Annotated in this window: 11 protein-coding genes, 1 tRNA gene and 1 pseudogene; 2 read left to right on the forward strand and 11 right to left on the reverse strand. The window is 65.7% G+C overall.

Translation table 11 applies throughout. The annotated features are described in order from the left end of the window. Positions 1 to 109 precede the first annotated feature (109 nt). The 4 genes and pseudogenes from ACFQ24_RS11895 to ACFQ24_RS11915 form a co-directional block, all read right to left on the reverse strand. On the reverse strand, positions 110 to 310 hold the full coding sequence (locus ACFQ24_RS11895) for a helix-turn-helix domain-containing protein (RefSeq protein WP_380911448.1): 201 nt from the start codon (positions 308 to 310) through the stop codon (positions 110 to 112). 808 nt (positions 311 to 1,118) lie between these two features. After that, complete coding sequence (locus ACFQ24_RS11900; protein ID WP_380911628.1) at positions 1,119 to 1,316, reverse strand: transposase; 198 nt, start codon at positions 1,314 to 1,316, stop codon at positions 1,119 to 1,121. Further along, positions 1,301 to 2,219, reverse strand: a pseudogene (locus ACFQ24_RS11905) (IS91 family transposase). Before ACFQ24_RS11905 ends, ACFQ24_RS11900 begins: the two are co-directional and overlap by 16 nt. Further along, entirely contained in the window at positions 2,117 to 2,572 is a 456-nt protein-coding gene (locus ACFQ24_RS11915) for a tyrosine-type recombinase/integrase (RefSeq protein ID WP_380911450.1), read from the reverse strand. The pseudogene ACFQ24_RS11905 and the gene ACFQ24_RS11915 overlap by 103 nt, the downstream one beginning before the upstream one ends. Before the next feature lie 282 nt (positions 2,573 to 2,854). On the opposite strand from ACFQ24_RS11915, the gene ACFQ24_RS11920 reads away from it, so the two are divergent. Then, positions 2,855 to 3,166, forward strand: coding sequence for a hypothetical protein (locus ACFQ24_RS11920; RefSeq protein ID WP_380911452.1), 312 nt, complete (start codon positions 2,855 to 2,857; stop codon positions 3,164 to 3,166). Between the two features lie 25 nt (positions 3,167 to 3,191). Here ACFQ24_RS11920 and ACFQ24_RS11925 read toward each other — a convergent pair. From ACFQ24_RS11925 to moaA, 3 genes are all read right to left on the reverse strand, one after another. Continuing rightward, positions 3,192 to 3,266: transfer RNA gene (locus tag ACFQ24_RS11925), tRNA-Asn, on the reverse strand. A gap of 77 nt (positions 3,267 to 3,343) precedes the next feature. Further along, a complete protein-coding gene (locus ACFQ24_RS11930; RefSeq protein ID WP_380911454.1) occupies positions 3,344 to 4,120 on the reverse strand; it encodes an NAD kinase in 777 nt (258 codons plus the stop codon). Beyond that, positions 4,117 to 5,127 carry a GTP 3',8-cyclase MoaA gene (gene moaA, locus ACFQ24_RS11935; RefSeq protein ID WP_380911456.1) on the reverse strand — a complete coding sequence of 337 codons (1,011 nt, stop codon included), beginning with the start codon at positions 5,125 to 5,127 and terminating at the stop codon, positions 4,117 to 4,119. The genes ACFQ24_RS11930 and moaA overlap by 4 nt, the downstream gene beginning before the upstream one ends. A 111-nt stretch (positions 5,128 to 5,238) precedes the next feature. On the opposite strand from moaA, the gene ACFQ24_RS11940 reads away from it, so the two are divergent. Beyond that, positions 5,239 to 7,260: a putative bifunctional diguanylate cyclase/phosphodiesterase gene (locus ACFQ24_RS11940; protein ID WP_380911458.1), complete on the forward strand. Its 2,022-nt coding sequence runs from the start codon at positions 5,239 to 5,241 to the stop codon at positions 7,258 to 7,260. Here the strand turns inward: ACFQ24_RS11940 and ACFQ24_RS11945 are convergent. The 4 genes from ACFQ24_RS11945 to mfd all read right to left on the reverse strand — a co-directional run bounded on the left by ACFQ24_RS11945 (position 7,257) and on the right by mfd (position 12,724). After that, positions 7,257 to 7,652, reverse strand: coding sequence for an MAPEG family protein (locus tag ACFQ24_RS11945; protein ID WP_380911460.1), 396 nt, complete (start codon positions 7,650 to 7,652; stop codon positions 7,257 to 7,259). The genes ACFQ24_RS11940 and ACFQ24_RS11945 overlap by 4 nt on opposite strands. Before the next feature lie 70 nt (positions 7,653 to 7,722). After that, entirely contained in the window at positions 7,723 to 8,460 is a 738-nt protein-coding gene (locus ACFQ24_RS11950) for a TorF family putative porin (RefSeq protein WP_380911462.1), read from the reverse strand. Continuing rightward, on the reverse strand, positions 8,447 to 8,857 hold the full coding sequence (locus ACFQ24_RS11955) for a hypothetical protein (RefSeq protein ID WP_380911464.1): 411 nt from the start codon (positions 8,855 to 8,857) through the stop codon (positions 8,447 to 8,449). The genes ACFQ24_RS11950 and ACFQ24_RS11955 overlap by 14 nt, the downstream gene beginning before the upstream one ends. Positions 8,858 to 9,262: 405 nt before the next feature. Next, a complete protein-coding gene (gene mfd, locus ACFQ24_RS11960) occupies positions 9,263 to 12,724 on the reverse strand; it encodes a transcription-repair coupling factor (RefSeq protein WP_380911466.1) in 3,462 nt (1,153 codons plus the stop codon). Between the last annotated feature and the right edge of the window lie 28 nt (positions 12,725 to 12,752).

Raw genomic sequence — 12,752 nt, forward strand, 5'->3', positions numbered from 1 at the left:
TCAATAACGCCATGTCCAACACTCCATATACCCTCGCTTGTCAAAGCCAGGGACGAGTTCAACATGGGTCAATTCTCAGTGGAAATTTACGCCCTACCCGGGTCACTTCTCAGTGGAAATCAACAGGGGTCAGCCGAACATGGCGGGTAGTACGTTCGATCAATATAGCCCCGACCGAACTCTCCAACTTCTGGATACGCCGGCTCAGCGCCGGTTGAGACAGATTGAGTTGTTGTGCGGCACGATGGAAACTGCGGCCTTCAGCCACGGCGACCAAGGCCCTTAAGTCCAGTAACTCGCAGTTTATCATTGACGCTCGTCCTGCGGTAAAGGCGGTGCGGGATGATGGCGTGCAATTGCATGGCGGATGAAGCACTGACAAGCCCACCGTCCGTCGCTACTGGACGCCGGTCTACGTGAATTGCTGGGATAAGCCCGTTTGTCCTATGAAGATGCACACCCCGAAAGTGAGCCCTAGACCATATCGAGCGGTTAAAAGTAGCAGAATTTCCAATTTCACAGGCTCTGCCATGCGCCCGTGCCATTCGCGCTGAGGGGAAGAGTCTACTCATGCTGTGCCCTCACTCTAGTTTTTATCTGGCAGTGACGCCAGGAACCATCAGGAACCTGAAGCGAAGGCAGCCTTCTGGCGATCGCCTGAACTGCTGCATTGAGCAATTTTATCGTCAGCTATCTACTAAACCCAACGTATGCCAAAGGCCATATGGATGACCGATCGTGCGAAGGGTTTAGGGCGCTTGCGTACGAAAGCCTCCAGTGCAGGAACCCGCGGGCCGCACGCACTGATCTATGGGTAAATAGGCTTTGGGATGGTCCTGGCTGGTGAGCGTTGCCGCGCCGGAGTTGCCATTCTTGGTTGGGTCAGCGTGATTTTGCTCGGCGTCAGACCGCGAGCGGCGTTGGCCTTGCGGCCCAATATGCGCTGCGCCGTGTTCAATCCCGGGCCAGGCACGCGTTGGGTCATCGGCCAATGCGCCATGAGCGTGACCGTCGTGCAAAGTAAGAAATGCCGGATCATGGCGGGTTCCCCCGGTTGGACGATGCTGACTGCGGCGGCGCGCGGGGCTGGCACCAGCGGGCAAAGGCCTTGATGATGGTCATGTGCCCGCCGCAACATGGACAGGGGGGGCGATGATCGAGCGGCTCGTCGGATTCAGGCTCCTCGACCCTTGCAGCGACACCAGCAGCCTGCGAGCCAACGCCATGGCGTCCTTGTTGGCTGAACTGGGGAGCAGGCCGCAATGCCGGATACGGTGGAAGCCGCGCGGCGGGACATGGATCAGGAAGCGCCGGATGAACTCATGCGTCGCACTGTCATGACCTGTTGGCGTTCAGCAGCAGCGCGGCGGCAGTCCTTGTAGCGGAACGTCACGCTAGCCTGGTCGAAGCTGATTAGCCGCCGGTTCGAGATGGCAACGCGGTGCGTGTAGCGCGAGAGATAGGTCAGCACCGCCTGCGGCCCAGCCAAGGGCGGCTTGGCATAGACCGAGCTTCTTACGATAGGCGACAGATGCCGCAGGAACACCTTACGCGAGATCGGGCCCGCCAACGCGTTGAAAAGGCCAGCTTGCCGGCATCGAACAATGCCAGCAAGCGCGTGAGGAACAGCCGGCGGAACAAGGCGTCCAATATGCGCACCGGCAGCAGGAAGGCCGGGGCGCGACGAGATCCAACGCGTGCCGTCCAGTGCGATGCCACCGCCGGGCACGATCATGTGTACATGTGGGTGGTGGGTCAGCGCTGATCCCCACGTGTGCAGCACGGCGGTGATGCCGATCCGCGCGCCAAGGTGCTTGGGATCGGTGGCGATGATCAGCATCGTGTCGGCGGCTGCGCGGAACAGCAGGTCATAGACCACCGCCTTGTTTTGCCAGGCGATGTCAGCGATCTCGGCGGGCACGGTGAACACGACGTGGAAGTAGCCGACCGGCAACAGATCAGCCTCGCGCGCGGCCAGCCAGGTGCGCGCGGCGGCGCCCTGACATTTGGGACAATGCCGGTTGCGGCAGGAGTTGTAGGCGATCCGCCGGCCCGCAGTCGTCGCAAGCCTCTACGTGACCGCCCAGCGCGGCGGTGCGGCAGTTCTCGATGGCCGTCATGACCTTGAGCTGGCCGAGGCTGGGATGCCCGGCATGGGCTGCGCGATAGGCGGACCCGGCGCTACGAAAGATATCGGCGACCTCGTGGCCGGTGCGCACCGGTTCAACGGGGAGGGCCCCTGCCTTCCATCACGGCAACGATCTGGTCGAGCGGACTGGCCACCGCCCGCATGGTCTTGCTCGACACTTGAGTATAGATGCCGGCCGTGTTGATGTTCACATGTCCCAGCAGGACCTGGATGACGCAGATATGCGCCCTGCTCAAGCAGGTGAGTGGCGAACGAAAGACGCAATGTGTGAGGGCTAACCCGCTTGCGGATCTCGGCACGCTCCGCCGTTTCCTGCACGACGCGATGCAACTGGCGCGCAGAGACCGGATCCGTGCCGCTGCGATCGGGGAGCAACCAGCCATGCGGCAACATCACTCCCCGCCTCTTGCCGGAGCAGCTCATCGGGGATCCCGCAGCGTCTCGCGACCGGCGCGCGATTTGTGGCCAGATGCTGGATCACTTTCTTGAGCGGGTGCGCGAGCAAACGCCGCGCGACCATCCTCGAATGACTACCGGCAAACCGTCCAGAGAGGAAAGGAGGCATCCCAACATGGGCAAGGTCATGACCTCGACCGGTGAACGAGCCCGTCGAACCGGCTGACCCGCGGACGTGCAAACAGTGCCGCGCCTGACCGCCTCCTTCAGAGGCTCGACACGCTGTATATCGACAAGCTCGATAGGCGCGTGACAGACGAGTTCGACAACCGGGTGTTACGCCAATGGCGTGATGAGCGAAACCGCGTTCTTCGCGACATGGACAGCCTGAATATGGCCGAGGACGACCTGATCGATGACGGGATTGCTCTGATGGATATCGCTCGGGATGCCCGAGGGGGCTTTCCCAGACAGCCTTTGGCCATCAAACAACGGACCCCGAATTTGCTATTATCGAACGCCACCTATGCGGGCGGGGAGCTATCGGTTGAGTTCCGGAAACCCTTTGAATGTCTTGTGGATTTTCCGACCGGAGGGGGCGGGAATCCACCCCGTCCGTGACCGTCGAACTCCGCTGTGAACGGATTGGCTCCCCGAGTAGGATTCGAACCTACGGCCATTCGATTAACAGTCGAATGCTCTACCGCTGAGCTATCGGGGAGCAGCCCGGCTTCCGCTGGGCAGGCCGCGCCTATAGCAGCGCTTTTCCGAGAATGGCAAGCGGCAAATGTCGGAAATTTATGCGATGAATTGTTCGGCCGCGATGCGATCATCCAGCGTGTGTTCGGGGTCGAACAAAAGGGTCAATGGGGTCGCCCGATCGATGCCGACATCCACCTGTGCAACGTCGCGCACTTCGCGCTGGTCGGCCACGGCGCTGACCGGGCGCTTGACGGGATCAAGGACGATGAAGCGGATGGCAGTGGATTCGGGCAGGATGGCGCCGCGCCAGCGACGGGGACGGAAAGGGCTGATGGGCGTCAGGGCAACCAGGCCCGACCCCAGCGGCAGGATGGGGCCGTGGGCGGACAGATTATAGGCAGTCGATCCCGCCGGAGTGGCGACCAGCACGCCATCGCACACCAGTTCGGGCAGGACCGCGCGATCGTTCACATGCACTTCCAGCTTGGCCGTCTGGCGCGTTTCACGCAGCAGGGATACTTCGTTGATGGCTGGGATGGAGAAACGCTCGCCATCGACCGTGTCAACCGTCATGCGCAGCGGATTGACCTTGAAGCTCTTGGCCCGCTCCAGCCGCTGGTCCAGCCGCTCCAGCCGCCATTCGTTCATCAGGAAGCCGACCGTACCCAGATTCATGCCGAACACGGGCAGGATACGGCGCGCTTCCAGCATCGAATGAAGCGTTTGCAGCATGAAGCCGTCGCCGCCCAGCGCCACGACCATGTCCGCCTCTTCGAGCGGTACGAAGTCGTAGGTCGCGCGCAACCTGTCTTCTGCCGCGCGGGCGGCCTGGGTGGGCGACGCGAGCAAGGCCCGCCGGGTCTCGCTGCTCATCCGCCGGTGACACTCATGTGGCGGCTGGTCGCCGGCTGCAGCCCGGACCCGATCCGGAAATCATGGGCGGCAGGCTTCAACCGCAGCGCCCGGTCGATCAGCGGTTCCACGGCAGCAAGACCGCCGTCGCGCAACGCAGCCTTGAAATCCACATGATCCTCATGGCCCAGGCACATGAAGATCTTGCCTTCGCACGTCATGCGGATTCGATTGCAATCGGCGCAGAAATTGCGGGTGAGCGGGGTGATGAGGCCGAGCTTCACGCCCAGGCCGTCGACTTGGTAATAGCGCGCCGGTCCGCCAGTCCGGTAATCGATCGAGGTCATCGGATGATGGCCGTCGATCTCCTTCGCGATGGTATTGAGCGGCAGATAATGGTTTGTGCGATCCTCGCCGGTTTCGCCGAGCGGCATGGTTTCGATCAGCGTCAGGTCGAACCCCTGATCGTCGCACCAGCGCAGCATAGGGAGGATTTCGTCGTCATTGACCCCCGTCAGGGCCACCATGTTGATCTTGATGGAGAGGCCGGCGTCCTTCGCGGCGGCCAGTCCTACCAGCACCTGATCGAGCCGCCCGCCGCGCGTGACATGCGCGAACCGTCCGGGGTCGCGCGTGTCGAGGCTGACGTTGATCCGCCTGACGCCAGCGTCCGCCAGCATCGTGGCATGCTCGGCAAGCCGCGTGCCGTTGGTCGTCAGCGTCAATTCGTCGAGGCCATCGCCCAGCCGTCGTCCGATCCGCCGAACCAGGTCGCCAATGTCGCGCCGCACAAGGGGTTCGCCGCCGGTCAGGCGAATGCGCCGGATGCCGCGTGCGATGAACAAGTCGGCGAGCAGCGCGATCTCTTCCAGCGTCAGCACCTGGCTTTTTGGCAGGAACTGCATCTTTTCCGCCATGCAATAGCGGCACCGCAGATCGCACCGATCCGTCACGGAGATGCGAAGATAGCTTATCCGGCGGCCAAGACCGTCGGTCATCAACGCAGGCGAAGGATCAGCCGAGGCCATGTCCGTTAGCTAGGCGATGCACATGCGCCGTGCAAGCGCCCCGGTTGCGGCGAGCGCAAGAGGTCAGTAACGCCTTGCTGATAGGGCCGAACGATCGGCGACAAGGAAGGCATGCAAGCGAGCGGGGATCAAAGCGGAGACGGGCAGCGCAGCCTGTTCATCCTGTCGCCGGGCGACCGGGACGAGTTGTGCCAGGCGGCGCAGCGCGTCGGGTGGCGCGCTATCGGCGCACGCCGCGCGAAGGATGCGCCGCAACGCTATCTGCACAGCGAGGCCCAGGTCGCGCTCGTAGACCTGCGAGGCGGGGCAAGTGCCGGCGATCTTCTCTCACCTCTCGTGCCGCCGATGGAAGCGGGCGGCGGCGCGCTGCTGGTGCTGATCGACCCCGACGAGCAAAAGCATCTTCCCGCGCTGCTGGCCGCGGGGGCGACGCATTATCTGGTCGCTCCGGTCGATGATCTTGGCCTGCAGGCGGCGCTGGCCTCGGCCCACCGGCTGGTCGAGCGGCTGGGCGGCGGGGCGCAGCATAACCGGCGGGCGCAGCGCATAAGGCGGGGCGACGCGCTCTATTGGGACCTGCCGCGGGGCAGCGGCGAGTTGCTGCTGAGCGAAAGCCTTGCCCGGCATCTGGGCGTGGAAGGACGGCGCATCGCGCCGGCGGCGCTGCTGCGCCGACTGCCGCGCGCCGGGCGGCGCAGCGTGCTGGCGGCGCTGCGGACCATGCGGCAATCGGGCCACCTGGCGGCGTTGGCGCACGCGCTGCCCGACCGGCCGGACCAGCGGCTGGTGCATCATCTGCGAATCAGCGACGGAGCGATCGCGGCCGATGTTGAATGGCTGTCCGATGGGCAGGATCAGGACGCTGCCAGTCGCGACGTGCTCACAGGCCTGCGGTCCCGTCAGGCGGCGCTGGACTGGCTGGACCGCCGCAAGGGGCTGGCGACCACGATCCTGCTGCTGTCGATCAGCCAGTTTGATCGCATGAATGCCGCCTATGGGCAGGTGGTCGGCGACGCGCTGCTGGGAAGGATTGCGCGGCGGATCGAGCGGATCATCGACGATGTCGCGCCCGGCGCGATGGTTTCCAGGATCGCCGGCACCGAATTCCTGGTCGGACTGACGGGCGAGGTGGCGGGCGCCGACCGGGCGACCTTCATCGCGCGGCAGTTGATCGGTGTGATCGGCCGGCCGTTCAGCGCCGGGGATCATCTCATCCGCCTGACCACGCGGTGCGGCATCGCGCAGGCCCGGGCGGAGGATGACGCGACCTTGCTGCTGCGCCGGGCCGGAACCGCGCTGTCCGACGCGCGGCAGGCCGGCGGGGAGGGCATCCGCATCCTGTCGGCCGAGCGGCAAAGCCGGCAGGTGGACGCCGACCGGCTGGAAACCGACCTGCGACTCGCTCTGGACCGGGGCGAGATCGGCATCGTGTTCCAGCCGCAATATCCCGTGGACAGCGATCGGATCAGCGGCGTGGAGGCGCTCGCCCGCTGGAACCATCCGCATTACGGGCCGCTGGGCGCGGGCATCCTGTTCGCGACGGCGGAGCGGTCCGATTACGTGTTGCCGCTGTCGGCGCATATCCAGGCCGAGGCGCTGCGGCAGGCGGCGGCCTGGCCGCGCGCGCTTTCTGACCTGCGCCTGTCGATCAACCTGACCGCCGCCGACATCGCCCAGCCAGGCTTCCTGCCTGGGCTGCTGGGGCTGGTGGATGCCAGCGGCTTTCCGCGCGGCCGGTTGACGGTGGAGATTACCGAAAGCGGCCTGATCGACGATGTAGCGGCGGCGGGCGCGCTGCTGACAGCGCTCCGGGCGGAAGGGCTGGCCGTCGCGATCGACGATTTCGGGACCGGCTATTCCAGCCTCGCCTACCTCAAGAACCTGCCGCTCGATTACCTCAAGATCGACAGCGGGCTGGCGCAGGACATAGCGGGGACGGCGCGGGACCGGATCATCGTGCGCGGCGTCATCCACATGGCGAAGTCGCTGGGCCTGAAAGTCATCGCCGAGGGCATCGAAACCGAAGAGCAGCTGGGCCTGCTGGCGCGCGAAGGCTGCGACTATTATCAGGGCTTCCTGCGGTCGGCGGGCGTGGCGTCCGCCGACCTCATCAACCTCGTGCTGGCGCCCTAAACCCCCAGCAAGGGCCAGAGCGTGATGAGCAGCCCGACCAGGCTGGACAGGAAGATGATCGTCCGGACGACTGGAATGCCGAAACCGTAGAGCGGCAGGTAGACGACCCGAGCGGCGAGCCAGATCCAGCCGCCAAGCGCGGTCCATTCGCTGGTCCGGCCCGCCACCACCACGCCGATCAGCGCGACGATGGCGATCGGCAGCGTCTCCATATAATTGGCCTGGGCGCGCGAGAGGCGGCCTGCGACGGCGTTGAGAGGCGGCAGCGATTCGTCGCGCGCGCCCACATTCCATTTCGGGCCATATTGTTTCGTCTTCACATGCGCGGCGGCGAAGATGTGGACGAGGAGCAGGATCATGCCCCAGGCAAGGATGGCGAGTTCGACAGGCATGGTGCGTCCCTCCTGTCGTCCTCTGTAGCAGCGGCGCAGGCGCTAGGACACTGGCATCTGTTTCTCGGCTTTAAAGCGTCAGGCCCAGCCTGGCGACGAGCGTCGCGCCCGCATGTGCGGCGTCCGGCGCAGCGATGTCCGTATCGGTGTAGCTCAGCCCGGCGGACCAGCGGCCGCGATACCAGTCGAGGGCCACGCCATGATCCCAGTAATTGCCGCCGGGACGCAGGCGGGCGGCACGGATGGGGTCGCGGGTGTCGCCGGTCGAGCGGCCGACATGGCCCGAGAGCGTCAGCGGCGTGCCGGGAAGGACGGCCGATGCAGCGGCCGAGACATAGAGAAGGTCGCCGCCGATCGACGATTGGCGCGGGGCGTATCGGGCGGAGAGATCGACGCCGGCAGGGCCGAGGGTGAAGCCGGCGATCGCACCGATTTCGCCATAGCCCTGATGCGATGCGCCGGGGAAGAGATGGTAGCGGGCTTCGCCGGTCAGCCGCCAGCCGCCCAATTGCCGGACGACGGTCGCGCCCAGATCGATCGCGGCGTCCGCGCCGCCATGGCGAGCGCTGCCCCGGAGCGTGGTCGCCGCGCCGTCGAGGCTGAGGCCTTCCGCTATCGGGACCGACAGCGCGCCGCGCAGGACGGGATTGCCGTCGCTCCAGCTAAGGCCTCGGCGCCGGTCGTCGGTTGCGGCTTCCACTGTGACGCTGGGCCGCCCGGCATATTGCGCAGTGGCCGGCATGGCATGGCTGGCGAGCAGCAACGCTCCCAGCCATGCCGCAGGGGCGAGGCGGTCAGTTGGACGCAAGGGCGCGGGCCGAATCCAGTTCCGCGAGCAAGGGCGCGCGGTCGGCCTGCGCCACGGCGAGGAGATGCGCCTGGATGGCGTCGCGGTGCTGCGCGATCTTCGTCTCGCCGGGCTGGCGGCCGGGGTGGCAGGCACCGGGTTCGCTGCCCGAAAAGCGCTTGTCGGTCGAGATCGTGCGGGCATGGGCGGGGCCATGGTCCAGCGCACGATCGACGACGATGGTCGCGGTCCAGTGGCAGCGCTGGCCGTCCATCCGAGTGCCGGCCCGCGCGCCGACCGTCTTGGCCTGAACGTCCGCGCGGGCGGTGTAGGTGGCGCCAAGTCGCTGGCCGTGATGGTCGATGGTGACGCTGTGGCTTGCGGCGGCGACCGCAAGGGCGATGAGAGCGATGCTCATGTCTGTTCTCCTGCTATGCGCCGGCTTTGCCGTCCGGTCGCATGGCGGATGTAGGACGTGGCTGTTGCTGGCCTGTTTCCGGACCATGAGGAAAGGCGTTCGCCGCCAACGTAGATCAGCGCGGGAGCGAAGTTCACACCGTTACGCCACGCATTTCGGCCAAAAACGCTTGCGACGCGCTCGCGAGGCCTCCCCGACGCGCCGCGAACGCGATCGCGACGCTGCTCGGACGCTTCTCGTCCTGTTGGATCGTGACGATGGTTCGGCAGGTTCGCGGGGTGCGTCATGCCGGTGGGTAGATCAGAGAAAGTCCTATTTTGGAAGGGGTTGAGCCTGAAAGTTGAGAATTGGAGACATCGCCGCTTGGGAAGTGGAGCCCGGGGTGACGAGAGTGGGAAGGGGGGCTTAACCCGCCGCCTTCGCCAGCCCCTTCGACAGTTGCAGCGCGCCGTTGAGGCGGGCCTGCGGGTCGCCCCAGGCGCGGTTGACGACGACCTTGCTGTCCGGGCGCAGCCGCGCCACCCCGTCGAGGCGCTGGATATAGGCGACCAGACCCTCCGGACGGGGGAAGCGGTCCTCGAAGAAGCTGACCAGCGCGCCCTTTGGCCCGACATCGATCTTGGCGATGTTGGCGGCGACGCAATTCTGCTTGATCTCGATGATCTTGAGCAGGTTTTGCGTGGGAAGCGGCAGCTTGCCGAACCGGTCGATCAGTTCGGCGGCGAAGGATTCGAGGCCCTGCCGGTCCTCCAGCTCGTTGATGCGGCGGTAAAGGCCCATGCGCAGGTCAAGGTCGGGCACATAATCGTCGGGGATGAGGATCGGCGCGTCCACCGTGATCTGCGGCGAGAAATCCTCGCTGCGCCGCTCGGCGGCGATGCCGCCCGCCTTGGCGTCGAGGATCGCGTCCTCCAGCATCGACTGGTAAAGTTCGAAGCCGACTTCCTTGATATGGCCCGACTGTTCGTCGCCCACGAGATTGCCGGCGCCGCGAATGTCGAGATCGTGGCTGGCAAGCTGAAAGCCCGCGCCCAGCGTGTCGAGATCGGACAGCACCTTCAATCGCTTTTCGGCCGTGTCGGTGATGATCCGGTTGGCGGGCGTTGTCATATAGGCATAGGCACGAGTCTTGGACCGGCCCACTCGGCCGCGTAGCTGGTAGAGCTGGGCCAGGCCGAAGCGGTCGGCGCGGTGGATGATGAGCGTGTTGGCGCTGGGGATGTCGAGGCCGGATTCGACGATGGTGGTGGAAAGCAACACATCGTAGCGCTTGTCGTAGAAGGCGGACATGCGCTCCTCGACTTCGGTGGCGCTCATCTGGCCGTGGGCGACGATGGGCTTGACCTCCGGCACTTCGGTGCGGAGGAATTCCTCGATCTCGGTCAGGTCGGATATGCGGGGGACGACGAAGAAGCTCTGCCCGCCGCGATAATGTTCGCGCAGCAGCGCCTCGCGGATGACCACGCCGTCCCAGGGCATGACATAGGTGCGGACCGCCAGGCGATCGACCGGCGGAGTCTGGATGACGGAGAGTTCGCGCAGGCCCGACATCGCCATCTGAAGCGTGCGGGGGATGGGCGTGGCGGTGAGCGTCAGCACATGGACGTCGGTCTTGAGGGATTTGAGGCGCTCCTTGTGGGTGACGCCGAACCTTTGTTCCTCGTCCACGATGACGAGGCCGAGCCGCTTGAACTCTATACCCTTGGCGAGGAGGGCGTGGGTGCCGACGACGATGTCGATGCTGCCGTCCGCGAGGCCGGCCTTTACTGCCTTCGCCTCCTTGTCAGGGACAAGGCGGGAGAGGCGGCCGATCTCGATCGGGAAGCCGCGGAAGCGGTCCACGAAATTCATGTGATGCTGGCGCGCGAGCAGGGTGGTGGGGCAGATCACCACGACCTGCATCCCCGCCATCGCCGCGACGAAGGCGGCGCGCAGCGCGACTTCGGTCTTGCCGAAGCCGACATCGCCGCAGACGAGCCGGTCCATCGGCTTGCCTGCGCCCAGATCCTCGATCACATCGCTGATGGCGCGGTCCTGATCGTCGGTTTCCTGATAGGGGAAGCGATCAACGAAGGCGGGATAGCCGGCATGGTCGGGTTCCGCGACAGTGGCGGGGCGCAGCGCGCGGGCGGCGGCGGTCTTGAGCAGTTCGCCCGCGATTTCGCGGATGCGCTCCTTCATCTTGGCCTTGCGCCGCTGCCACGCTTCGCCGCCCAGCTTGTCGAGGCTTACCCCGTCCGTCTCGGACCCGTAGCGGGAGAGGACTTCGAGATTTTCGACCGGGACATAGAGCTTGTCGCCGCCCGCATATTCCAGCGCGACGCAATCATGCGGGGCCTTCGCCACCGGGATTTGGGTGAGCCCGTCATAGCGGCCGATGCCATGATCGCGGTGGACGACGAGGTCGCCGGGGGTGAGGGTGGCGAGTTCCTGAAGGAAGGCGTCGGCGCTCTTCTTGCGCTTGGCGCGGCGGACAAGGCGGTCGCCCAGCATGTCCTGTTCGGTGAGGATGGCGACATCGGGGGCGGTGAAGCCATGGTCGAGGCCAAGCACGATGAGCGTGACCCGGCCGTCCGCAGCGAGGCCCAGCGCCTCCTGCCACTCATCGGCGGCGGCGAGGCGGGCGACGCCATGATCCGCGAGCAGGCCGGAAAGCCGTTCGCGCGCGCCGCCGGAATAGCTGGCGATCACGACCTTCTTTTTTTGCCGGCGCAGGGCGTCGATATGCTTGCCGGCCGCTTCGTAGATGTTGGCGTTCTGCGCCCGTTCGGGGGTGAAGTCGCGGGGGCCGTCCACCGCGAAGTCGAGCACAGTGGCGCTTTCCGGCTCGTGGAATGGCGTGGTCGCGTGCATCGGCAGGTTCGCTGCGGCGGCGTCCCATTCGGCGGCGCTTAGATACAACGCTTCTGGCTTCAACGGGCGGTAGGAGCCGGGATCGGCGGACTTCGCCTGGACGCGGTTGGCATGATAGTCGCGGATCGCCTCGAACCGGCTGTCCGCCGCGCCCGCGACGCCATGGTCGCGGATGATGACGGCGTCGCCCAAATGATCGGTGAGGGGAACCAGCTTTTCCTCGAACAGGGGCAGCCAATGTTCCATGCCCGCGAGGCGGCGGCCGTCGCTGACCGCCTGATAGAGCGGGTCGCCCGTCGCGGTCGCGCCGAAGGTTTCGCGATAGCGCAGGCGGAAGCGCTTGATCGTGTCCTCGTCCAGCAACGCTTCGGAGGCGGGGAGGAGGGTGAAGCCTTCGACGCTGCCGGTGGTGCGCTGGTCGGCGGGGTCGAAGCGGCGGACCGTCTCGATCTCGTCGCCGAAGAAGTCGAGGCGCAAGGGCTGTTCCTCGCCGCCGGGGAAGAGATCGACGATGCCGCCGCGGATCGCGAACTCGCCCCGGTCATGCACCGTGTCGGTGCGAACATAGCCGTTCGCCTGAAGCATGTCGGCAAGGCGCTGGATCGCGATCCGCTCCTTGGGCGCGAGCTTCGCGACGAGCTGGCGGACGCGGAACGGGGTGAGGGTGCGCTGGGTCATCGCCGCCAGCGTGGTGACGACGAGTTGCGGGCCTTTGGCCTTGGCCTGCAAGGCATAGAGGCCGGCAAGACGGGCGGAGGCGGCGCGCAGCGAGGGGCTGGCGCGGTCATAGGGGAGGCAGTCCCAGGCGGGGATCTCGATCACCTCCAGGTCCGGCGCGAACGTCGGCGCGGTGTCCGCGATCGCGCGCATCTGCTGTTCGTCGGCGGCGATGAAGACCGCGCGTGTCGTCGCGGCGCGGGCGAGGTCTGCGAGCAGCCAGGGCTGGAAACCGGCTGGGACGCCCGACAGGGTGAGGGGCTTTGCGGCTTTGAGGATTTTCTGGAGGTCGGTCATCGGAGATTGGTCATTCCCGCGAAGGCGG

Source organism: Sphingobium olei, from assembly GCF_042678845.1.
Classification (GTDB): Bacteria; Pseudomonadota; Alphaproteobacteria; order Sphingomonadales; family Sphingomonadaceae; genus Sphingobium; species Sphingobium olei.